Consider the following 23785-nt stretch of genomic DNA (forward strand, 5'->3'; position numbering starts at 1 on the left):
TACGCGTGGATGATAGTCCTGCTTTTTTATCCGTTGAAAAGCGGTTAGTTTAATCAGATAAACAGTAATTCGACGCCCGCAGGGCGAAACGGCCTTTCTGTTTGTATACTGAAACTATATGCAGTTTTTGACGTTTTTTTTGTGAGCATACAGGGGGCAAGGGATGTTGCTTAAAAAGGGAAACTCTCTACGACGTTTGGCGCTGAGTGGCGCTATCGCCTGTAGTCTTGTGTCGTCGTTTTCCGCATCGGCCACCGTAGCGGCGTTACCAGTGGCATCAGCAGGCATGTCCGTTGCGCAGAGCCGTTCTGAACTGCTGGCCGCGTTGCCGCGCGGCATGGATTTGCACTACCTGTCCACGCTGGCGCCGCTGTATGCGGCGAACCATATGCAGCCGATGTGGCAGGATCGCGAAGCCGTTCAGCAGTTTCAGCAGCAGCTGGCCGAGCTGGCGATGTCCGGCGTGCAGCCGCAGTTCACCCAGTGGGTGAAGATGTTGACCGATCCGGCGCTCAATGAAGTGGGCCGCGATGTGGTGTTGTCCGATGCGATGCTGGGCTATTTGCAGTTCGTGTCCGCGATCGGCGCCAACGGCAACAACTGGCTGTACAGCAATATTCCCTACAAGCTTGGCTTGCCGCCCACCGCAGTGATTAATCAGTGGCAGCTGGCGGTGCGCCAGGCGCGTACCCTGAGCTACGTGAATTCGCTCGCGCCGCAACATCCGCAATACGCCAAGATGCATCAGGCGCTGCGCGACTTGCTGGCGGACAATCGCCCTTGGCCCCAGGTGGGCAGTGGCCCGAGCCTGCGCCCAGGCCAAATGAGCAATGATATCCCGGCGCTGCGTGAGATCCTGACGCGCACCGGTATGCTGGCCACCTCGGCGCCGGAAGCGGAAGCGGAACCGGCGGTGGTCTCGGCGAAAAGCAATGAGCCCGACGACGGCGGGCTGACGGTAGACGAAGAGAAAAGCCGCGTGACGGTCAGCCCATCGGCGGCGCCGGTGACGGAGCTGACCGCGGAACAGACGCCGCCGCAGATCGGCAGCGTGGTGAGCGACAATCTCTATACCGACGAGCTGGCGGAGGGCGTCAAGCGCTTCCAGAAATGGCAGGGGCTGACGGCGGACGGCGTGATCGGCGTACGCACTCGCGAGTGGCTCAACGTGTCACCGAAAACCCGTGCCGCGCTGTTGGCGTTGAATATCCAACGTCTGCGAATTTTACCGGGGCATGTCGGCACCGGCATTATGGTGAACATTCCCAATTACTCGCTGACCTACTATCAGAACGGCAACGAAGTGTTGTCCTCCCGCGTTATCGTCGGGCGGCCGAGCCGCAAGACGCCGCTGATGAGCAGCGCGTTGAACAACGTGGTGGTCAACCCGCCTTGGAACGTGCCGACCACGCTGGTGCGTGAGGATATCGTGCCGAAGGCGATGCGCGACGGTAACTATTTCCAGAAACACGGCTACACCGTGCTGTCGGGCTGGAGCAACGATGCAGAAGTGATCAACCCGTCTATGATCGACTGGAGCATGGTCTCTGCGCGTAACTTCCCGTATCGCGTCCGTCAGGCGCCGGGAGCGACCAACTCGCTGGGGCGCTTCAAGTTCAATATGCCGAGCTCGGACGCCATCTACCTGCACGATACTCCGAACCACAGCCTGTTCCAGAAAGACATCCGCGCGCTCAGCTCCGGCTGCGTGAGGGTGAATAAGGCGTCCGATTTGGCGAATATGCTGCTGCAGGACGCCGGCTGGAACAACAGCCGCGTGTCTTCCACGCTGAAAGAGGGGAATACCACTTATGTGAATATTCGCCAGCGTATTCCCGTAAAACTGTATTATCTGACCGCCTGGGTTTCGGATGACGGCCAACCGCAATTCCGTACAGATATTTACAATTATGATAATACGGTGCGATCGGGCGCACAAATTTTGGCTCAGGCCAAAAAATTAATGCAGTAAATGCAGTAATTATAAATAAATAACGGTCAGAATGTTTGGCTATACCGCAGGCCCCCGTAGCCGGGGGCCTGTAAACCTAGGCGTATCGCGGGTTGACTCAGCATACGCAGGCGGTTATGGTTCGGACAGTGCGCTGCTTTGTGCATTTATTTTGACATTCTTGCCGGGTTTAACAGAGTCATGGACAAAATTGATCATCACCGCCGTAAATGGCTGGCGCTAGGTGGCGCTGCTATGGGCATAGCGCTGCTTCCAGGGCAGGCGTTTGCCAGTCTTTCCACCGCTCGACCGCGTATTTTAGTGCTGAATAACCTGAATACCGGTGAATCTATTAAAGCCGAGTTCTTTGACGGCAAAGGTTACAATAAAGAAGAGTTGGTGCGGTTAAATCATCTGTTCCGCGATTATCGCGCCAACAAGGTTAAATCGATCGATCCCCGCTTGTTTGATCACCTTTATCGTCTGCAGGGGCTGCTGGGCACCAGCAAGCCGGTGCAGCTGATCTCCGGATACCGTTCCGTAGATACCAACAACGAATTGCGCGCACACAGCCGCGGCGTGGCCAAGCACAGCTACCACACCAAGGGCCAGGCGATGGATTTCCATATCGAAGGTATCCAATTGAGTAATATCCGTAAAGCGGCGTTAAAAATGCGCGCCGGTGGTGTAGGATATTACCCACGTAGCAACTTCGTACACATCGATACCGGCCCGGTTCGGACCTGGTAACCGCTGTGCCGTCAGTGAATAACGCCGTCCCTTGCGGAAGCGGCGTTATTGTCGTTGGAGCCTTATGAAATACCATCTTATTCCCGTTACCGCTTTTAGCCAGAACTGCAGCCTGATTTGGTGTGAAAACACGCAGCAAGCGGCGTTGGTCGATCCCGGCGGTGAAGCGGAAAAAATCAAAGCGGAAGTCGCGCAGCAGGGGGTGATGATCACTCAGATCTTGCTGACCCACGGCCATTTGGATCATGTTGGTGCGGCGGCGGAGCTGGCGGACCATTATCAGGTGCCGATTTACGGCCCGGATAAAGAAGACGCTTTTTGGCTGGATGGTTTGCCGGCGCAGAGCCGGATGTTCGGGCTGGAAGAGTGTGCGCCGCTGACGCCGACTCGCTGGCTATCAGAAGGTGATGAGATGCAGGTGGGCGAAATGACGCTCAAGGTGCTGCACTGCCCCGGGCATACGCCGGGCCACATCGTCTTTATCAATGAGCAAGCGCGTTTGGCGCTGGTGGGCGACGTGCTGTTTAACGGTGGCGTAGGGCGCAGCGACTTCCCGCGTGGAGACCATCAGGCGCTGATCGCCTCTATTCGCACCAAGCTGCTGCCATTGGGCGACGATATGCGCTTTATTCCTGGCCACGGCCCGATGTCGACCTTTGGCCACGAGCGCCAGACCAACCCGTTCCTGCGAGAAGAGCCGGCAGTGTGGTAGCGATTATTTCCCGGCAGAAATAATCAAGGGCGCATAGAGCGCCCTTTTTTTATGATTTATGACCTGTTTCGATGCATTTAGAGCACGGCGACGATGGCTTCACACAGCGGTGCCATGTTGTCCGGCGTCATGCCGGCCACGTTCACCCGGCCTGAGTTCACGGCGTAGACGCCAAACTCTTCGCGCAGACGCAGCACCTGTTCTTTGGTCAGACCGCTGAAGGAGAACATGCCATTCTGCTGGATGATGAAGCTGAAGTCCTGTTGGGCGCCTTTTTCCTGCAGGGTGTTCACGAACAGCTGACGCATGCGGTGAATGCGCTGGCGCATGTCGGTCAGCTCCTGCTCCCACATCGCGCGCAGCGCATCGTTACCCAAAATGGTGGCGACAACGGCGGCGCCGTGTGACGGCGGGTTGGAGTAGTTGGCGCGAATAGCCGCTTTTACCTGGCTGAAGGCGCGCTCGGCGGTTTCGGCATCGGCAGCTACAATGGTGCAAGCGCCGACGCGCTCATTGTACAGACCGAAGTTTTTTGAGTAGGAGCTGGCGACAATCAGCTCTTGATGTTTGGCGGCGAAAATACGCAGGCCCTGCGCATCCTCTTCCAGACCCTTGGCGAAGCCCTGGTAGGCGAAGTCGAACAGAGGCAGCCAGCCATTGGCCACGGAAAGCTCAGCCAGCTGTGCCCACTGTTCCGCCGTTGGATCGATACCGGTCGGGTTATGGCAGCAGCCGTGAAACAGCACCACATCACCGGCCTGGGCTTGTTTCAGGCTGTTCAGCAGGCCGTCGAAATCCAATGCGTGGTTGGCGGCGTCGTAGTAGGCGTACTCCAGGACTTCCAGGCCCACGGCGCTAAAGACGTTCTTGTGGTTCGGCCAGCTTGGGTTGCTGATCCAGATGCGCTTGGCGCTGGTCTGGTTGGCGATAAAGTCTGCCGCCACGCGCAGGCCACCGGTGCCACCTGGCGTCTGTGCGGTACGTGCGCGACGATCGGCGACGATCGGGCTCTCTTTACCGAACAGCAGCACTTGCGTGCAGCTGGCAAACGCCGGGATGCCTTCAATGCCGAGATAGTTTTTGGTGATCTCATTTTCCAGCAGATACTGTTCAGCTTTCTTTACGCTGGTTAACACCGGGGTTTTACCGGTTTCGTCTTTATAAACGCCAATCCCTAAATTGATTTTATTCGGGCGGGCGTCGGCGCGGAAAATGTCGGTCAGGCCCAGGATCGGGTCGGCGGGTGCGGCGGTGATTTTTTCAAACATGTCAGGTGCTTCCAAATCTCGGAGTTAAGCAGACAGAAGCATCAGGGTAGCGCCAGTTATCGGCTTTGCCAACCGTTTGCGATAAAAACACCGCGATCTTGTGAACGGGAAGGATTCGACAGAAAAAATGATGGGGAAGGGGAAATCTGCAGGATAAAACGTTACCGGAAGACACAAATAAAAACAGGGCCGAAGCCCTGTTTTTTAACTTAGCCGACGGTAAACCGCCGTTAAGCGAGACAACTTAGAACTGGTACACCAGACCAACAGCTACGATATCGTCGGTAGCGGTGCCGGTTGCTTTGGTGAACTCGTTGTCATCCAGCAGGTTGATTTTGTAATCAACGTAGGTGGACATGTTTTTGTTGAAGTAGTAAGTGGTACCAACAGAAACATATTTAACCAGATCTTGGTCAGAACCTACGCCTGGGACGTTCAGGTTTTTACCTTTAGACTGCAGGTAAGACACTTCTGGACGCAGACCGAAGTCGAACTGGTACTGAGCAGTCACTTCGAAGTTCTGAGTTTTGCTCGCGAAGCCACCGCACTTGTCATCGGTAGCTGCACAGCCTGGACCGAAGTTACCGCCGCCGAACGGGGTCATGTTACGGGTTTCTGCGTACATCGCCGCCAGGTAAACGTTGTTGGCGTCGTATTTCGCACCCACGGTCCATGCATCAGCCTTGTCGCCACGCTCGTTGGAACGCAGTTTCTGATCGTCGGTACGGTTGGAGGAAGCGTATGCAGCGCCGAAGCTTACGCCTTCGCCGATGTCATAAGTAGAGGAGATACCCCAGCCGTCGCCGTTTTGTTTCTTGACGTTACGACCGTCGTTCTGGTTTTTGCCCTGGTATTGCAGAGCGAAGTTCAGACCGTCAACCAGACCGAAGAAGTTGTTGTTACGATAGGTCGCAACGCCGTTGGTACGGCCGGTCATGAAGTTGTCGGTGTAGGTGTAGGTGTCGCCACCGAACTCTGGCAGCATATCGGTCCAGCCTTCCACGTCGTACAGTACGCCGTAGTTACGGCCGTAGTCGAAGGAGCCGTAGTCAGCGAATTTCAGACCGGCGAAGCCCAGACGGGTTTTGGTGCCTTCGGTGCCCTGAGATTCGGAGTGGTTAGCCTGGACGTTGTATTCCCACTGGCCGTAACCGGTCAGTTGGTCAGTAATCTGAGTTTCACCTTTGAAGCCGAAACGAACATAGGTCTGATCGCCGTCGTTACCTTTGTCGTCGGAGAAGTAGTGCAGACCGTCAACTTTGCCGTACAGATCCAGCTTGTTGCCGTCTTTGTTGTAGATTTCAGCTGCGTTTGCTGCACCAGCAGCCAACAGAGCCGGGATAACCACTGCAAGAATGTTGCGCTTCATCATTATTACCCTCATTGGTGTTATTCGGACACCTTTGCCACTGCCGCCAATAATTCTTTGGGAACTATTGTTGATAGATTGGTGTCGTCCTGTGTCTGAACGCAGTGTTCCATTCACAGGCGGGTTAATCTAGGACGAAAATGATACCAATGTCCCAATCAGGTTGCAAAAGGAAAGTATGTGTAACCAAATGTAATTTTTCGGGAACTTTGTGACGTGCGTCAATATTAAAAAATGCGAAAGGCCAGCGAGGCTGGCCTTTGTTTTGTAACGAAATCGTTTAAAAAACGAGTGATCGTATAAATTAGAAGCTTGCGTTACGTGGCGTGCGTGGGAATGGAATCACATCGCGCACGTTTTGCACGCCGGTGACATAGGCGATTAAACGTTCAAAGCCCAGGCCGAAACCGGAATGCGGCACGGTGCCGTAGCGGCGCAGATCGCGATACCACCAGTAGTCTTCTTTATTCAGACCCATCTCTTCCAGACGCTGATCGAGCACGTCGAGGCGTTCTTCACGCTGCGAGCCGCCGATGATTTCGCCGATGCCGGGTGCCAGCACGTCCATGGCCGCAACGGTTTTGCCGTCTTCGTTCATGCGCATATAGAACGCTTTGATGTCTTTCGGGTAGTTTTTCACCACCACCGGCGCTTGGAAGTGTTTCTCCGCCAGGTAACGTTCATGTTCGGAAGAGAGATCGATACCCCAGGAAACCGGGTTTTCGAAGGTTTGGCCCGAGGCCAGCAGGATCTCAATGGCGTCGGTGTAGTCCACCTGGGCGAAATCGGAAGAAACGAAACGTTCCAGACGAGCGATAGCGTCTTTATCCACGCGCTCGGCGAAGAATTTCAGATCGTCGGCGCGTTCATCCAGCACCGCCTGGAACACATACTTCAGCATGCTTTCGGCCAGGCCGGCAACGTCGTCCAGCGTCGCGAAGGCCACTTCCGGCTCGATCATCCAGAATTCCGCCAGGTGGCGGCTGGTGTTGGAGTTTTCGGCGCGGAAGGTTGGGCCGAAGGTGTAAACCTTCGACAGCGCGCAAGCGTAGGTTTCGCCGTTCAGCTGGCCGGAAACGGTAAGGAAGGCTTCCTTACCGAAGAAGTCTTCGCTGAAGTCGACGGCGCCCTTGTCGGTGCGCGGCAGGTTTTCCAGGTCCAGCGTGGACACGCGGAACATCTCGCCGGCGCCTTCGGTATCGGAGGCGGTGATCAGCGGGGTGGACACCCAGAAATAGCCATTTTCATGGAAGAAGCGGTGAATCGCCTGCGCCAGCGTATGACGCACGCGCGCCACGGCGCCGATCAGGTTGGTACGCGGGCGCAGGTGAGCCACTTCGCGCAGGTATTCGATGCTGTGACGTTTGGCCGCCATCGGGTAAGTGTCCGGATCGTCGACCCAGCCGACCACTTTGATCGCGGTAGCCTGCAGTTCGAAGCTCTGGCCTTCGCCCGGTGAAGCGACGACTTTGCCGGTGACTTCAACCGAACAGCCGGTAGTCAGATGCAGCACTTCATCCTGATAATTCGGCAGAGAATTATTAACGACGGCCTGTAACGGATCAAAGCAGGAACCGTCATAGACGGCCAGGAAGGAGATACCAGCTTTTGAATCTCTCCGGGTACGTACCCAGCCGCGTACGGTGACTTCACTGTCAACCGCAGCACGACCTTGCAGTACGTCGACTACAGGCACTACGCTCATAGATTTCTCTCTTTAATAATTTGGTTTAGAAATAGCTTACAACCCAAGAATATGGGGGTAATGGCTATGTTACTTGCCGCGGTGCAGAGCACAAGCAGAAATCATCGGATTGGCGCAACATTATTGCGGCTGACTGAAAAGAGGGCGGTCGGGATAAAAACAAAAAAGCCGGCGCGTGAACCAGGCCGGCTTTCTTTCTATATAGAGGAGGTTCAGCTGGCTTTCTTCACCAGCGGCAGATCGAAGGCTTTGCGCAGGGCCCTGACGAAAGCCTGGTCCTGGCAGATGGTCTTGCCGGGGCTGTCGGAGAGTTTAGCCACCGGCTTGCCTTTGCATTCGACCAGCTTGATCACGATATTCAATGGCTTAACGCCCGGAATATCGCAGGTCAGGCGCGTGCCGATACCGAAGCTGAGATTGATGCGCTGATAGAAGTGGCGATAGAGCGCCAGCGCTTTTTCCAGATCCAGGTTGTCCGAGAACACCAGCGTTTTACTCATCGGATCGATGCCCAGTTTCTGATAGTGGGCAATGGCTTTTTCACCCCACTCGACGGGATCGCCCGAATCGTGGCGCAGCCCCTGATAACGCTCGGCGAACTGCGGGCCGAAGTCGCGCAGGAAGGCATCCATGGTAATGCAGTCGGTGAGCGCGATGCCGAGCTGATCCGGGTATTCATCCAGCCAGGCCTGCAATGCGGCGCGCTGGCTGTTGGCCAGCACCGGGCTTATCTGCTGATGCGCCTGGAACCATTCATGCGCCTGCGTGCCGACCGGCGCCAGGCCGAGCTGATGAGCCAGATCGTAATTGCTGGTGCCCGACAGGTACGGGAATTCGGCCTGCAAGGTGCTGACGATGGCCTGCTGCACGCCCTGAGAGAAACGGCGACGGGTACCGAAGTCCATCAGCTTGAAGCGCGAAAGGTCGAGATCGCCCGCCAGCGCCTTGAACTGCGCCAGCTTGGTTTGCAGATGCGCCACCGCCTGTTCCGGCGTCGCCAGCGGCGAGCGCCGGCGGTGCACCACTTCACTGATCACCGCCAGCAACGGCACTTCCCACATGATCACTTCACGCCAGGGGCCGGCGATGCGGATGTGCAGTTTTCCGTCGCGGTTGTCGATGGTGACCTGCTGCGGATCGTAGCGGAACGTGCGCAGCCAGTTCAGGTAATCCTGACGGAAGAAGGGCAGACCCGAAAGATAAGCGAATTCGGCGTCGGTCAGCGCCAGCCGGCTCATCAGCGCCACCTGCGCGCGGATCTCGTCGGCATATTCGCCCAACAGTTCGTCGCCGCGGCAGCGGAATTCCGCCGCCACGCTGATCGCGGGATAGCGATGGAACACTGCTTGCTGCATATGAAGCTTATAAGCATCGGTATCAAGCAGTGATGTCAAAATCGGGGAAGCGTATTGAGTCATAGCGCGTTACAGCATCCTCGTCAGGCGCGTGTCCAAATCCGGATAATCATAAAAGTGGGGGTGGAGTATACCCGGATTATCCTGTTATTGAAGCTGCATCACACCATAAATCACCAAAGCGGGTCGAGGATTAAACGTGCCTTTATGACGGCCTGGCGGCGACGGGGAGAAAAAAAAGCCAGATATGCCTGTAAGGTGAATGACTTAGCCTAATTAGTCATAAAAATTATAATGTTAATTATTTTAAACAGCGAATCAGATAAAGCCGGCTTCGGTATGCACGCTGACCCGATCCTTGCCGCTCTTTTTGCAAAAATAGAGCGCTTCGTCCGCCTGTTTGATCGCCGCCTGCAGTGCGGTGAACGCGTTGACCGGCGCGATGCCGCAGCTGGTGGTGAAATGCACTTGCCGTCCGTCGGCCAGGTGTAGCGTCAGGCGATGAGTGCGGGCGCGCAATTGCTCCATGATGTCCCGCGCGTTGTCCAACGAACAGTTACCCAGCAGCACCGCAAACTCTTCGCCGCCGTAGCGGCAGAAAATGTCGCTGGCACGGAACGCGCGTTGCAGCAGGTGTCCGAATGCCACCAGCGCCCGGTCGCCCACGTCGTGGCCGTAGCTGTCGTTGAGCTGTTTGAAGTTGTCGATATCGATCAGGCAAAAGGCCTGCGGGTAGCTGCCGTCGCCCAGTAGCTGAGATTCAAGGAAGAATTTACGACGGTTGTAGATATTGGTGAGCGGATCGAGGAAGGAAGAGGCCTCGAGCTCTTTAATCAGCAGTTGTTTCTCGCTCTCCAGCGAGACCTTGTCCAACTGGTATTGCCTGAGCTGCTGAATGGCGTCGCTGATGGCGATCAGTTCCTGGCTGTAGAAGGCGTCGTTGCGATCGATATTCATCTCACCGCGCGACAGCCGTACGATATTGTTGTGGGTCTTGGTCAGCCAACGGTTGATGCTGGTGCAGAACACCAGCGCCGGCAAAATGAACAGCAATACCACCAGGCCGGCAAGTGCGATCATGCCGTAAATGGTCGTCTGGCTGTCGTAAATCTTGTGGCGCGAGGCGAGGGTTTCCAATTCGAAGCTGCGCTGATACAGCGCCTGCGAAAGCCCGCTCACATCGTCGACATAGCGCGAAATAAGCGCTGTGGGATAGGGCTTGTGGGTATCGATAGCGGTGTACAGCCCATCGGTAATCTGTTGAAGGCGTTCAGCGGACACCTGGGCGAGCAACGCATTGACGATGTCGGTGATTTGTCCATCGTCGTAGTTGATCTTCATGAAGATCAATCGGGTGCTCAGGGCGTTCAGCACGCCGGTCAGTTGAATGGACTTCAGATAGGCGTCTTTGCGAACCAGCGGGCTTACATTGACGTCGATAATCTGGTCGCTCAATTCCGTCAGTGACATATTCAGCCGGTTATTGAGACGGATGGCCTCGAGAAACATAAAGGAGTCGGTATCCACCATCCGGGTATCGTAGGTATAACGGTAATAGCTCTTGCTGGTTTGCGAGATGTAATAGGCGCTGTTGATGTTGAACAGATTAGCGTTGGTGTTATTGATCTGCGAAAGCTGCAGGTTGTCATTATCCAGCAACTGTTCCATCAGGCCGATCATCGACAGCGCGGCAATTTTTTGCCGAACCCCGAGCTGTCTGGCGACCTCATCGTCCAGATGTTCGCGGATCCGGGTGATTCTCTCGCGCGCCACCCGATCGGCGGCCAAACATTGCGCGCGGGTGATCTGAGGATCGATCAGGCTCAATCGTTTGAGACGGTGAGCCTGCAGCGCCGCCTGGAAGGCTTCGGAGATTTCTTTGGCGCGATCAATTTTGTACAGGTTGAGTTGGTTGTCGCGGTAATCGGTATGGGCTTCAAGCAGCTCATCGACGATGAACAGAGAGAAGGAGGTCATCAGGCACAGGGTAAAAAAATAGATTGCGTATTTGATTTTCATAGTGCGAGTCATCCCTGGGCCTGATGCCGCAATTATACCACCATGCCGCCTGAGCCGCCTCAACTATGCCGGCGCCCCCCGATGGTGGTTTTTTAGCATTAAATGCTGATTTTTATTTGGCCATTGGTCACCCGCGCTGCCGCCAGACGGACGATTTATGATTTGCCTCTGATTTCTCTATCGTGGTCGCCCGGCGGCTCTGGGCTTTTCGGCCAGCTGTGATACAGTTTATTCACAATTCAGGCCCGCCGCGCGCTGCCGGGAAACACACCGGCTGCGGTACGAAGGGGAAGAGCGGCCTGGCACCTATAACTCACTGAGATGTTTAAGGGTTTTTATGACACAACAGCCACAGGCAAAATACCGCCACGACTATCGCGCGCCCGATTACACCACGACCGATATCGATTTGGACTTCAGTCTGGACGCGGAAACCACGCGCGTGACCGCCGTCAGTAAAATCAAACGTCAGGGCACGGCCGGTGCACCGCTGGTGCTGGATGGTGAAGATCTGACGCTGGTGAGCATTCAGGTCGACGGCCAACCGTGGAGCGCCTACCGTCAGCAGGATAACCAGCTGATCATCGATGAGTTGCCGGCACAATTCACTCTTACCATCGTCAACGACATTCACCCGGCGAAAAACACCGCGCTGGAAGGGCTGTACCTGTCCGGCGATGCGCTGTGCACGCAATGCGAAGCCGAAGGCTTCCACCACATTACCTATTACCAGGATCGCCCGGACGTGCTGGCGCGCTTTACCACTCGCATCGTGGCCGACAAGGCGCGCTATCCGTTCCTGCTGTCAAACGGCAACCGCATTGGCCAGGGTGAATTGGCCGATGGCCGCCACTGGGTGCAATGGCAGGATCCGTTCCCGAAACCTTGCTACCTGTTCGCGCTGGTGGCGGGGGACTTCGACGTGCTGCGCGACAGCTTCACCACCCGTTCAGGCCGTAAGGTCGCACTGGAGCTGTTCGTCGATCGCGGCAATCTGGATCGCGCCGGCTGGGCGATGACGTCGCTGAAGAACTCGATGAAGTGGGACGAGACCCGTTTCGGTCTGGAATACGATCTCGACATTTATATGATCGTGGCGGTCGATTTCTTCAATATGGGCGCGATGGAGAACAAAGGGTTAAATATCTTTAACTCCAAATATGTGCTGGCGAAGGCGGAAACCGCCACCGACAAGGATTACCTGAACATCGAAGCGGTGATTGGCCACGAATACTTCCACAACTGGACCGGTAACCGCGTGACCTGCCGAGACTGGTTCCAGCTCAGCCTGAAAGAGGGGCTGACGGTGTTCCGCGATCAGGAGTTCAGTTCCGATCTGGGATCGCGCTCGGTCAACCGCATCGATAACGTGCGCGTAATGCGCGGCGCGCAGTTCGCCGAAGACGCCAGCCCGATGGCGCACGCCATCCGCCCGGACAAAGTGATCGAGATGAACAACTTCTACACCCTGACGGTGTATGAAAAAGGTTCTGAAGTGATCCGCATGATGCACACCCTGCTGGGGGAAGCGAACTTCCAGAAAGGGATGCAGCTCTATTTCGAACGCCACGACGGCAGCGCCGCTACCTGCGATGACTTCGTGCAGGCGATGGAGGACGCGTCCAACGTGGATCTGTCGCGCTTCCGCCGTTGGTATAGCCAGTCCGGCACGCCGCTGTTGACGGTGCGCGACGAGTACGATGCGGAAACCCAGCAATATCGCCTGCATGTCAGTCAGAAAACCGCGCCGACCGCCGATCAGCCGGAGAAATTGCCGCTGCATATCCCGCTGGATATCGAACTGTACGACAGTGAAGGCAACGTCATTCCCTTACAAAAGGGGGGGCTGCCGGTCAACAATGTGCTGAACGTCACCGAAGCGGAGCAGACTTTCGTGTTCGACGGCGTGGCGCACAAGCCGGTGCCCTCGCTGCTGCGCGAGTTCTCCGCACCGGTGAAACTGGACTATCCGTACAGCGATCAGCAACTGACCTTCCTGATGCAGCACGCACGCAATGAATTTGCGCGTTGGGATGCGGCACAGAGCCTGCTGGCGACCTACATCAAACTGAACGTGGCGCGGCACCAGCAGAAGCAGCCACTGTCGCTGCCGTTGCACGTGGCCGATGCGTTCCGCGCGGTGCTGCTGGACGAAAAACTGGATCCGGCGCTGGCGGCGCAGATCCTGACCTTGCCGTCGGAGAACGAAATCGCCGAGCTGTTCGCCACTATCGATCCAGAAGCGATCGCCGCGGTGCACGAAGCGATCGTACGCTGCCTGGCGCGGGAGTTGGCCGATGAGTGGCTGGCGGTGTATCACGCCAACAAGACCGACGGCTACCGCGTGGAGCACGCCGAGATCGCCAAGCGCGCCTTGCGCAATGTATGCCTGGGCTATCTGGCGTTCGGCGAAGATGTGGTGCTGGCGGACCATCTGGTGAGCGAACAGTATCGCCAGGCGGACAACATGACCGAATCGCTGGCGGCGCTGTCTGCTGCGGTCGCGGCCCAGCTGCCGTGCCGCGATGCGCTGCTGGCGGCGTTCGACGAGCGCTGGCATCAGGATGGCCTGGTGATGGACAAATGGTTCGTGCTGCAGGGCAGCAGCCCATCGGCAGACGTGTTGAGCAAGGTGCGCGCGCTGCTGCAACACCGCTCGTTCAGCCTGAGCAACCCGAACCGCACCCGCTCGTTGATTGGCGGCTTCGCTTCCGGCAACCCGGCGGCGTTCCATGCCGCGGACGGCAGCGGCTATCAGTTCCTGGCGGAGATCCTCAGCGATCTCAACCAGCGCAACCCGCAGATCGCCGCGCGCCTGATTGAACCGCTGATTCGCCTGAAGCGTTACGACGCGGGTCGCCAGGCGCTGATGCGCAAGGCGCTGGAACAGCTGAAAGGGTTGGAAAACCTGTCCGGCGATCTGTACGAGAAGATCAGTAAGGCGCTCGACGCCTGATCTTTTCACGCTGATATAGATAAGGGACGGCCTGCGCCGTCCCTTTTTTCGTTCAATTCGCCGCCTGGCGTGAACTGGCCGCGGTGACCGGCGGTGATAATACCCGCTCCAGCACTTCAGCTTCCAGTTCCGCCAGCCTGGCCGAACCTTTGCGGCGTGGCCGCGGCAGATCGATGCTCAGATCCAGTCCGATGTGGCCCTCTTCAATCAGGATCACCCGATCCGCCAGCGTGATGGCTTCGCTGACGTCGTGCGTCACCAGCAGTACGGTAAAACCGTGCTGTTGCCACAGTGTCTCTATCAGCCCTTGCATCTCGATGCGCGTCAGGGCATCCAGCGCCCCGAGCGGTTCGTCCAGCAGCAGCAGGCGGGGGCGGTGGATCAGCGCGCGCGCCAGGGCGACCCGCTGCTTTTGTCCACCGGACAGCGCCGCCGGCCAGTCGCGGGCGCGATCCGCCAAACCGACCGCGTCCAGTGCCTGCAGCGCCGCGTCGTGCCAGTGGCCGCGCAGCCCCAGGCCCACGTTGTCGATCACCGTTTTCCACGGCAGCAGGCGCGCATCCTGAAACATCAACCGGGTATCCTCTTTGGCGGCGGCAAGCGGCGCGTTGCCGCTGAGCAGCGCGCCGCTGCTGGCCTGTTCCAGGCCGGCTAACAGGCGCAGCAGGGTGCTCTTGCCGCAGCCGCTGCGGCCGACCACCGCCACGAACTGCCCGGCGGAAATGCGCAGCTGAATATTGTCCAGCACGGTGCGGTTGCCGTAACGTTTGCCGATGGATTCCAGCGTCACCGGCGTGCCTTGGGCAAGGCGAGCGGGAAGGGTCATAGCGCTTCTCCCTGTTTCAGTTGATAGGCCGGATGCCAGCGTAACCAGACGCGCTCCAGCAGCTGCGCGCCCACGTCCGCCAGCTTGCCGAGCAGGGCGTACAGCACGATCGCCACCACCACCACGTCGGTTTGCAGGAATTCACGCGCGTTCATCGCCAGGTAGCCGATGCCTGAGTTGGCCGAAATGGTTTCGGCGACGATCAGCGTCAGCCACATGAAGCCGAGAGCGAAACGCACGCCGACCATAATCGACGGCAGTGCGCCCGGCAGCACCACCTGTGTAAACAGGCGGAAACCGCTCAGGCCGTAGCTGCGGGCCATCTCCAACAGGCCGCGATCGATGTTCTTGATGCCGTGATAGGTATTGAGATAAATCGGGAACAGCGTACCGAGCGCCACCAAAAAGATCTTGGCGGATTCATCGATGCCGAACCACAGGATCACCAACGGGATAAGCGCCAGGTGCGGCACGTTGCGGATCATTTGCACCGAGCTGTCCAGCAGGCGTTCGCCCCAGCGCGAAAGCCCGGTAATAAAACCGAGGATCAGTCCGATGCTGCCGCCGATGGCAAAGCCGATCAACGCGCGCTGGCTACTGATGCTCAGGTGTTGCCACAGCTCGCCGCTTTGGCTCAGGCGCCAGAAGGCGGCGAGCACCGCGCTCGGCGCAGGCAAAATGCGGTTGGACAGCCAGCCAGTTTCGACGGCGATTTGCCAGAGGATCACCAGCGCCAACGGCAGCGCCCAGGGAGCCAGCCGATACAGGATGCGTTGTACGTTATTTGCCATCGGGGTGCTCCTCAGCTCTGCGACACTTTTTGCGGAACATAAATGTTGGCCACCACTTCGCCCTGCGGGCGCACCGGCTGAAGGCGCGCAGGCGTTTCTTCCTGCGCCAGATCGAGGTGAGGGAACAGCAGTTCGCCGACGCGGTAGGCCTCTTCCAGATGCGGATAGCCGGAGAGAATAAAGGTGTCGATGCCCAGATCGGCGTATTCCTGCATGCGTGCGGCGACCGTCGGGCCATCGCCCACCAGCGCGGTGCCGGCGCCGCCGCGCACCAGGCCGATGCCGGCCCACAGGTTCGGGCTGATCTCCAGGTTGTCCTTCTTGCCGCCGTGCAGCGCCGCCATGCGCCGTTGGCCGACGGAGTCGAAGCGCGCAAAGGCCTGCTGCGCGTTGGCGATGGTTTCCTCATCGAGGTGGGCGATCAGCCGATCGGCGGCGCGCCAGGCCTCTTCGGTGGTTTCCCGCACGATGACATGCAGACGGATGCCGAAACGCACCTGTCGGCCCTTCGCCGCCGCTTTGGCGCGTACTTCCTCGATCTTCTCTTTGACCTGCGCCGGCGGCTCTCCCCAGGTGAGGTACATTTCTACCTGTTCGGCGGCCAGATCCTGCGCGGCGGCGGAGGATCCACCGAAATAGAGCGGCGGACGCGGTTGCTGCACCGGTGGGAACAGCAGCTTGGCCCCTTTCACCTGAATATGCTTGCCGTCGAAATCGACGGTTTCGCCTTCCAGTACCCGGCGCCAGATATGAGTGAACTCGGTCGAGGCCTCGTAACGCTCTTCATGACTGAGATGTAACCCCTCCGCCGCCAGCTCTTCCGGATCGCCGCCGGTGACCAGATTGAACAGCGCGCGCCCGTTGGACAGGCGATCCAGCGTCGCCGCCTGACGCGCCGCCAGCGTAGGGGAGATGATGCCCGGCCGCAACGCGACCAAAAACTTCAGCCGCTGGGTGACCGGGATCAACGAGGCGGCCACCAGCCAGGAGTCTTCGCAAGAGCGACCGGTGGGGATCAGCACACCGCCGAATCCCAGCCGATCCGCCGCCTGGGCGATCTGCTGCAAGTAACCGTGATCGACGCTGCGAGCGCCCTGCGCGCTGCCAAGATAGTGGCCGTCGCCATGGGTGGGTAAAAACCAGAAAACGTTCAGGCTCATCGTCAATGTTCCCCCGTATTTATTGCGCGCTTGGGCGCCAGATGCGTTGCGAGATGTCGACCTTCACCGGCACCAACCGGTTGGCGTAAAACAGGTCGGCGGTTTGCTGCTGCGCGGCGATCGTATGCGCATCGAGCGGTGTGATGGCGGTCGGAGGGCGGTGATCCAGATAGCTGGCGATCACCCGTTCCGGCAGCCCCATGGCGTTGGCCAGCAGGGTCACGCTTTGCGCCCGGTCGCTGCGGGTGAGTGCATCGGCCTGGGTTAGCACCGTCAGGACCTGGCTGATAAAGGCGCCATTGGCTTCGACATAGGGGCGCGCCGCCAGATAGAAGGAACCGGTCTGGTTCAGATCGGTGCCGTCGCCGAGCACCCGCACGCCGCCCTGCAGCAGCGCGGCGGAATAATAAGGATCCCAGATAGCCCAGGCATCGACGTTGCCCTGCTGGAATGCGGCGCGCGCATCGGCGGGCGTCAAATAGGCGGGCTGGATATCCGTAAATTTCAGTCCGGCCTTTTGCAGCGATCGCAGCAGCAGGTTATGTGAGCTGGATCCTTTCTGGAACGCGACCTTATGGCCTTTCAGATCGGCGACGGTTTTGATCGGGCTATTTTCCGGCACCAGGATTACTTCGGCCTTCGGTTTGGGCGGCTCAACGCCGACATACAGCAGATCCGCGCCGGCGGCCTGCGCAAAGATCGGCGGAATATCACCGGTGCTGCCCAGATCGATGCTGCCGACGTTCAAGGCCTCCAGCATCTGCGGGCCGGCGGGAAATTCAATCCAACTGATGCGGGTGGCGGGGAAGCGTTCCTCCAGCAGCCGGTGGCTTTTCGCCAGCACCAGACTCACCGATCCTTTCTGGTAACCGATGCGAAATTGCGCCGGATCCTGCGCGACGGCGGCGTTGGCCCAGACCAGCGACAGCAGGCCGGTGAAGGCCGCGGCGCTCAGCCAACGTCGCAAAGCGTTGCGTTGTTTCATTCAGGCCCTCCTTTTCCAGGCATGTCAGGCGGTTTGACGCGCCGTCAGCGGCGAGGCGACGCGCAGCGCGGGCGGTTTGCGGCGGCCAAGCGCCAAATAGAAACTGGCGAGCGCCTCTTCCAACCGGGCGGCCACGGCGTCGGTGAGCGTGGCGCTTTCGCCGGTCAGTTGGATCTGGCTGTCGTCGGCGAACACGCCGTGCAGCACCTCTTGCGCTTTCAGCGCCGCCAGCACCGGTTTCAGCGCATAGTCCACCGCCAGCATGTGGCCGACGGAACCGCCGGTCGCCAGCGGCAGCACCACCTTATGATCCAGTGCGCGTTCCGGCAGCAGGTCCAGCAGGGTTTTCAGCGCGCCGGAGAACGACGCTTTATAAACCGGCGTGGAAATCAGCAGGCCGTCGGCCTGCGCCAGCTGCTCGGCAAACGCCTTGATCGCCGGGCTGTTGAAGTTGGCGTACAGCAGGTCTTCGGCGTCAAAGTCGTGCAGGGTATAGGCCGTCACTTCCACCCCTTGCTGCCGCAGCCAGTTCTGACTCAGCGAGAGCAGCGCGGCGGAACGTGATGGGATACGTGGGCTACCGGCCAGTGATATAACGCGCATTGCCACTCCTTATAACTAAAAGTTAGGTTTAATTAGAAAATCAATGGGAAGTGTTTTAAACCTACCAGCAACCGGGCGCGTTGTTTAAATCTCATTTTTTGATTTGGATATGCGCAAAAGCGGATTGGCGCCGATTTGGCGGTGAAGTGGGAAAACGATTGCGTAAAAACGGCTTTTTTTGCCTTTAATCAATTCCAATTAGGCGGGGGATACCGGATAATACGCCCCCGGTTTGCAACCGGGAAATCAGGAGAGTCCATGTACTACCCCCTCATCAGGAAAGCGTTGTTCCAGCTCGATCCGGAGCGCGCGCACGAAGTGACCTTTCGTCAGCTCAGCCGTATTACCGGCACCCCATTAGCGTTTCTTGTCCGTCAGTCCGTGCCGACCAAACCGGTCAGCTGCATGGGGCTGTCGTTTAAAAACCCGCTGGGATTGGCCGCCGGTCTGGATAAAAACGGCGAATGCATCGATGCGTTCGGCGCGATGGGCTTCGGCCATGTGGAAGTCGGCACCGTGACGCCGCGTCCGCAACCGGGCAACGATAAGCCGCGCTTGTTCCGCGTGGTTGAGGCGGAAGGCCTGATTAACCGCATGGGGTTCAATAACCATGGCGTGGACAATCTGGTTGAAAACGTTAAGAAATCCCATTTCGGCGGCATTCTTGGGATCAATATCGGCAAGAATAAAGACACGCCGGTCGAGCAGGGAAAAGACGATTATTTGATCTGCATGGATAAAGTTTATCCGTATGCCGGATATATCGCGATTAACATCTCTTCACCGAATACGCCGGGGTTACGATCCTTACAGTATGGCGAAGCGCTGGACGATCTTTTGGCTGCGATTAAAAATAAGCAGCAGGAATTACATGCGCGGCATCACAAATATGTGCCGGTGGCGGTAAAGATCGCGCCGGATCTTTCAGAAGAAGAATTGATCCAAATTGCCGATAGCCTGGTGCGGCATAATATCGATGGCGTGATCGCCACCAATACCACGTTGGATCGAAAATTGATCCAGGGGTTGAATTACTGCGAACAAGCGGGCGGGTTAAGCGGGCGTCCGTTGCAATCACGCAGCACCGAAGTGATCCGTCGTCTCTCCACCGAACTGCAGGGGGGCCTGCCGATTATCGGCGTAGGCGGCATTGATTCGCTGACGGCGGCGCGCGAAAAAATGGAGGCCGGCGCGAGCCTGCTGCAAATTTATTCCGGATTTATCTATCACGGCCCGCGTTTGATTAAAGATATCGTTACCCATATCTAATATTTTTCCTCTCATTTTATTCCGGGGGTTTATTTCTGCCCCCGGCTCGTCTATATTTTGTTCGTTAGCATAAATATCGTTCGCGGAATTATCCGATGTTTAAGCTATTTTATCGGTGATAAAATCGCCTTTTAGGGTGAGTGCGGCATTGGCATAGGCAGCGAGAAGGATACGAAATGAAGATAAAACCTGACGATAATTGGCGTTGGTATTTTGATGCCGAACACGATCGGCTAATGCTGGATTTAGCTAATGGTATGATCTTTCGTTCACGTTTCCCGGCCAAAATGTTAACGCCGGACGCCTTTGATGAATGCGCTTTTTGCGTGGATGACGCCGCCCTTTATTTCACCTATGAAGAACAGTGCAAGCAGGTCAAGCTGAGCCATGAACAGCGCGCCGAGCTGGTGTTGAATGCGCTGGTCGCCTATCGCTTCCTGAAACCGCTGATGCCAAAGAGCTGGCATTTCTCGCAGCAGCATTACCCGCTGCAGCCGAAAAATGGCGAGCTGGCGGCGGTGAAAGTGATGGAGAGCGGCGCGGAAGCGCGCTTGCTGGTGGTGGAGGCCGGGGATAACGCCAGCCTGTGCCTGCTGGCGCAAAATCAGCTGACGGTCGCTGGCCGTACCATGGTATTGGGTGACGCCATCAAGGTGATGCACGATCGGCTGAAACCCTGCGCGCAGGATGAAAGCGCCGCCCCGGCTTACGACAGGGCGGTATAAGGCGGATTACGCCAACGTCAAATCACTTTTCGGGATGCAGCTGCAGCACAGGATGGTGCCGTTGTCGCCCAGCGCGCTTTTCTTCAGGGGCGCGACTTCACCGCTCAACAACGTAATGCGGCAGCTGCCGCAAATCCCGGCGCGGCAGGAGTAAGGTACGCGGATGCCTTGCTGTTCCAACTGCTCGAGCAGGATCTGCTGGTTATTGCCGGTAAACACCTTGCCTTCATATTCGATCGTGACGCTGTGCGCGCTGTCTTGTGGCGCCTGCACGCTCTCCACCACTTTCCCGGCGCCATAAGGGCGCGGCGGCTTGGTCGACAGCACTTCCACCGTATCGCCCACGCGAATGATGCCGCTGTTGCGCGCGATCATATTCTGGCCAAAATCGATGTCGCCGTTGTCGGCGGAGCGGAATTTTTGCAGCGTGCTGAGCGGTTCGCCGCTCGGGTGCTTGCGGCCACGCTCGGTGCTGACGGTGGTAAGCACGCAGCGGCTGCAGGGTTTCACCAGATCGAACATCACGTCACCGACGCGGATCACCTGCCAGCCGTCTTCGGCCCAGGCGGTGGCGCCGCTCACCACCAGATTGGGGCGGAACTGCTCTAGCTTGATGCTGCCGGGGCAGCGCTGTTGCAGATCGTTGAACGAAGCCTGGTTAATCAGCAGATAAGGGTAGCCGTCGGCAAACGTCAGCGGGATTTCAGGGTGTTTCTTGACCCGGCGGGTCAGCTCCGGCCCCAGCCAGCGCAGCTGCACGTCGCGCTGGAAATAGCCGCTCAGCCAGCGGTTGATCTCATCTGGCGCAGTCAGCGCGGTGAAATGGTTGCCCCATACCTCGGTCGGCTGCGGCGCGGCGGCGAAGTCGCTGAAGCGAATGGCGGCGCTTTCACCGTCCGGCGCGGTCAGAAACAGCCCATCCGGCAACAGCGCCGGCGTGAACAACACCATCTGCGGATATTGGCGCGCGGTAATAAAGGTGCCGTCCGGCTCGGTGATCATAAAGTTGCGGTCGAAGGCCAGACCGCTGCTGCCGACCTGGGCGTAAGAAAGCTGCAGGCCGCGCAGTGATTTAACCGGATGGACGTAGAGTTTGGAAAGCGTGATCACCCTTATCTCCGTGCGATGATTAAATAGAAGGGAGCAACTTTATGACAAGCGGTGCGGATTAGCTATAATGCGCAACAATTTTCTTTTTGGTGATAAGTACGATATGAACTCTCTGTTTGCCAGCACGGCGCGTGGATTGGAAGAACTGTTAAAAAGCGAGCTGGAAGCGCTTGGCGCTCACGACTGCAAAGTGGTGCAGGGCGGGGTACATTTTCAGGGTGACGATCGTCTTCTGTACCAAAGCCTGCTGTGGAGCCGCCTGGCTTCGCGCATTCTGTTGCCGCTGAACGAATTCCGCGTGCACAGCGACCTGGATCTGTACCTTGGGGTGCAGGCGATCGACTGGCCGAGCATTTTTGGCGTGGATAAAACTTTTGCCGTGCATTTCAGCGGCGTGAACGAAGAGATCCGCAACAGCCAATATGGCGCGCTGAAGGTGAAAGACGCCATCGTCGACAGCTTCACCCGTAAACTTGACCAACGCCCGACGGTTGCCAAGCAGCAGCCGGATATTCGCGTTAACGTCTTCCTGCAACGCGATATGGCCAGCGTGGCGCTCGATCTGAGCGGCGAAGGCCTGCACCAGCGCGGCTACCGCGATCTCACCGGCCAGGCGCCGCTGAAGGAAAACCTGGCGGCCGCCATCGTGCTGCGCTCCGGCTGGCAGCCGGGCACGCCGATGCTCGATCCGATGTGCGGCTCCGGCACGCTGTTGATCGAAGCGGCGATGATCGCCGCCGATCGCGCGCCGGGTCTTCACCGTCAACACTGGGGCTTCAGCGCCTGGAATGGCCACAACGCCGAACTGTGGCGTGAAGTCACCACCGAAGCACAGGTTCGTGCCCGCCGCGGTCTGCAGGAAACCGCCTCTCGCTTCTTCGGTTCCGATATCGATCGCCGGGTGATTGAGATGGCGCGCGGCAACGCCCGCCGCGCCGGCGTCGCCGAACTGATCACCTTCAACGTCGGCGACGTCGCGCGGTTGACCAACCCGCTGCCGGAAGGCCCGCACGGTACCGTGATCAGCAATCCGCCGTATGGCGAGCGTCTGGAAAGCGAACCGGCGCTGATCGCGCTGCACAACATGCTGGGCCGCGTGATGAAAAGCGCCTTCGGCGGTTGGCAGCTGTCGCTGTTCAGCGCCTCGCCGGAGCTGTTGAGCTGCCTGCAGCTGCGCGCCGAGCGCCAGTTTAAGGCGAAGAACGGCCCGCTGGAGTGCGTGCAGAAAAATTATCAGCTGGCGGCAAGCCCGGCCGGTGCCGCTACCGGCGGCGTGCAGGTGGCGGAAGATTTCGCCAACCGTCTGCGCAAGAATTTGAAGAAGCTCGACAAGTGGGCGAAGCAACAAGGCATTGAATGCTACCGCCTGTACGATGCCGATCTGCCAGAATACAACGTCGCGGTGGACCGCTACGGCAGCAAGGTGGTGGTGCAGGAGTATGCGCCGCCGAAAACCGTCGATGCACAGAAAGCGCGTCAGCGCCTGTTCGATGTGATCAACGCGACGCTGGCGGTGCTGGAGCTGCCGTCGAATCAGCTGATCCTGAAAACGCGCGAGCGGCAGAAGGGCAAAAACCAGTACGAGAAACTGGCGCAGAAGGGCGAGTTCCTGCTGGTGGAAGAGTATAACGCCAAGCTGTGGGTCAACCTGACCGACTATCTCGATACCGGCTTGTTCCTCGATCACCGCATCGCGCGCCGTATGCTGGGCGAGATGAGCAATGGCAAGGACTTCCTCAACCTGTTCGCCTATACCGGCACCGCCAGCGTGCATGCCGGGCTGGGCGGCGCGCGCAGCACCACCACGGTGGACATGTCGCGCACCTATCTGGAATGGGCGGAGAAGAACCTGCGCGCCAACGGCCTGACCGGCCGTCAGCATCGATTGATCCAGGCCGACTGCCTGTCGTGGTTGAGCAACGCCAACGAACAGTTCGACGTGATCTTCATCGATCCGCCGACCTTCTCCAACTCCAAGCGGATGGAGAACACCTTTGACGTGCAGCGCGATCACCTGGCGCTGATGAAAGATTTGAAACGGTTGCTGCGCCGCAACGGGACCATCATGTTCTCGAACAACAAGCGCGGTTTCCAAATGGATATGGCAGGGCTGAGTGCGCTGGGCCTGGAGGCGAAAGAGATCACCGCCAAGACGCTGTCGCAGGACTTTGCCCGTAACCGTCAGATCCACAACTGCTGGCTGGTGACTCACGCCGGCGAAGGAAAATAAT

The 23785-nt window shown here is 58.1% G+C and carries 18 protein-coding genes; 7 read left to right on the plus strand and 11 right to left on the minus strand.

Features of this window, described 5'->3' with window-relative positions:
• Positions 1-163 precede the first annotated feature (163 nt).
• From ldtD to QMZ29_RS23690, 3 genes are all read left to right on the plus strand, one after another.
• A complete protein-coding gene (gene ldtD / locus QMZ29_RS23680; RefSeq protein ID WP_025302288.1) occupies positions 164-1972 on the plus strand; it encodes a L,D-transpeptidase in 1809 nt (602 codons plus the stop codon).
• 180 nt (positions 1973-2152) lie between these two features.
• The gene (gene mepK, locus QMZ29_RS23685; protein WP_025302289.1) at positions 2153-2701 is read left to right on the plus strand and encodes a peptidoglycan L,D-endopeptidase MepK; all 549 of its coding nucleotides are present in this window, start codon (positions 2153-2155) and stop codon (positions 2699-2701) included.
• 64 nt (positions 2702-2765) lie between these two features.
• The gene (locus QMZ29_RS23690; protein ID WP_025302290.1) at positions 2766-3413 is read left to right on the plus strand and encodes an MBL fold metallo-hydrolase; all 648 of its coding nucleotides are present in this window, start codon (positions 2766-2768) and stop codon (positions 3411-3413) included.
• Positions 3414-3490: 77 nt separating this feature from the next.
• On the opposite strand, the gene QMZ29_RS23695 is transcribed toward QMZ29_RS23690, so the two are convergent.
• The 5 genes from QMZ29_RS23695 to QMZ29_RS23715 form a co-directional block, all read right to left on the minus strand.
• Entirely contained in the window at positions 3491-4681 is a 1191-nt protein-coding gene (locus QMZ29_RS23695; protein ID WP_049208028.1) for an amino acid aminotransferase, read from the minus strand.
• A gap of 244 nt (positions 4682-4925) precedes the next feature.
• On the minus strand, positions 4926-6053 hold the full coding sequence (gene ompC, locus QMZ29_RS23700) for a porin OmpC (RefSeq protein WP_025302292.1): 1128 nt from the start codon (positions 6051-6053) through the stop codon (positions 4926-4928).
• 301 nt (positions 6054-6354) lie between these two features.
• Positions 6355-7755 (minus strand): asparagine--tRNA ligase, encoded by a 1401-nt coding sequence (asnS, locus tag QMZ29_RS23705; protein ID WP_004928205.1) that lies wholly within the window; start codon positions 7753-7755, stop codon positions 6355-6357.
• A 212-nt stretch (positions 7756-7967) separates the two neighbouring features.
• Positions 7968-9173 (minus strand): nicotinate phosphoribosyltransferase, encoded by a 1206-nt coding sequence (gene pncB, locus QMZ29_RS23710; protein ID WP_043137639.1) that lies wholly within the window; start codon positions 9171-9173, stop codon positions 7968-7970.
• A 255-nt stretch (positions 9174-9428) separates the two neighbouring features.
• Positions 9429-11129, minus strand: a complete 1701-nt coding sequence (locus QMZ29_RS23715) for a GGDEF domain-containing protein (protein WP_025302294.1) — start codon at positions 11127-11129, stop codon at positions 9429-9431.
• A gap of 337 nt (positions 11130-11466) precedes the next feature.
• Here QMZ29_RS23715 and pepN point away from each other — a divergent pair, with 337 nt between their 5' ends.
• Positions 11467-14085 carry an aminopeptidase N gene (pepN, locus tag QMZ29_RS23720; RefSeq protein WP_261423678.1) on the plus strand — a complete coding sequence of 873 codons (2619 nt, stop codon included), beginning with the start codon at positions 11467-11469 and terminating at the stop codon, positions 14083-14085.
• Between the two features lie 52 nt (positions 14086-14137).
• Here pepN and ssuB read toward each other — a convergent pair whose 3' ends face one another.
• Genes ssuB through ssuE form a run of 5 tightly spaced genes read right to left on the minus strand, consistent with a single transcriptional unit; the run spans position 14138 to position 18450 of the window.
• Positions 14138-14911: an aliphatic sulfonates ABC transporter ATP-binding protein gene (gene ssuB / locus QMZ29_RS23725; RefSeq protein WP_025302296.1), complete on the minus strand. Its 774-nt coding sequence runs from the start codon at positions 14909-14911 to the stop codon at positions 14138-14140.
• On the minus strand, positions 14908-15702 hold the full coding sequence (gene ssuC / locus QMZ29_RS23730) for an aliphatic sulfonate ABC transporter permease SsuC (RefSeq protein WP_167324982.1): 795 nt from the start codon (positions 15700-15702) through the stop codon (positions 14908-14910). The genes ssuB and ssuC overlap by 4 nt, the downstream gene beginning before the upstream one ends.
• An 11-nt stretch (positions 15703-15713) precedes the next feature.
• A complete protein-coding gene (ssuD, locus tag QMZ29_RS23735) occupies positions 15714-16862 on the minus strand; it encodes an FMNH2-dependent alkanesulfonate monooxygenase (RefSeq protein ID WP_025302298.1) in 1149 nt (382 codons plus the stop codon).
• Between the two features lie 19 nt (positions 16863-16881).
• Positions 16882-17847: a sulfonate ABC transporter substrate-binding protein gene (locus QMZ29_RS23740; protein ID WP_261423677.1), complete on the minus strand. Its 966-nt coding sequence runs from the start codon at positions 17845-17847 to the stop codon at positions 16882-16884.
• A gap of 24 nt (positions 17848-17871) precedes the next feature.
• Positions 17872-18450 (minus strand): NADPH-dependent FMN reductase, encoded by a 579-nt coding sequence (gene ssuE / locus QMZ29_RS23745; RefSeq protein WP_043137622.1) that lies wholly within the window; start codon positions 18448-18450, stop codon positions 17872-17874.
• 258 nt (positions 18451-18708) lie between these two features.
• On the opposite strand from ssuE, the gene pyrD reads away from it, so the two are divergent.
• Both pyrD and QMZ29_RS23755 read left to right on the plus strand, forming a co-directional pair.
• Complete coding sequence (pyrD, locus tag QMZ29_RS23750) at positions 18709-19719, plus strand: quinone-dependent dihydroorotate dehydrogenase (protein ID WP_173889810.1); 1011 nt, start codon at positions 18709-18711, stop codon at positions 19717-19719.
• Positions 19720-19895: 176 nt separating this feature from the next.
• Positions 19896-20444, plus strand: coding sequence for a cell division protein ZapC (locus tag QMZ29_RS23755; RefSeq protein WP_004928171.1), 549 nt, complete (start codon positions 19896-19898; stop codon positions 20442-20444).
• A 6-nt stretch (positions 20445-20450) separates the two neighbouring features.
• On the opposite strand, the gene QMZ29_RS23760 is transcribed toward QMZ29_RS23755, so the two are convergent.
• On the minus strand, positions 20451-21554 hold the full coding sequence (locus QMZ29_RS23760; RefSeq protein WP_016928298.1) for a YcbX family protein: 1104 nt from the start codon (positions 21552-21554) through the stop codon (positions 20451-20453).
• 103 nt (positions 21555-21657) lie between these two features.
• Between QMZ29_RS23760 and rlmKL the strand changes: the two genes are divergently transcribed.
• Positions 21658-23784, plus strand: a complete 2127-nt coding sequence (gene rlmKL, locus QMZ29_RS23765; RefSeq protein WP_025302302.1) for a bifunctional 23S rRNA (guanine(2069)-N(7))-methyltransferase RlmK/23S rRNA (guanine(2445)-N(2))-methyltransferase RlmL — start codon at positions 21658-21660, stop codon at positions 23782-23784.
• Position 23785 lies beyond the last annotated feature (1 nt).

It is taken from the genome of Serratia sp. PF-27, assembly GCF_030053255.1.
GTDB lineage: Bacteria > Pseudomonadota > Gammaproteobacteria > Enterobacterales > Enterobacteriaceae > Serratia > Serratia bockelmannii.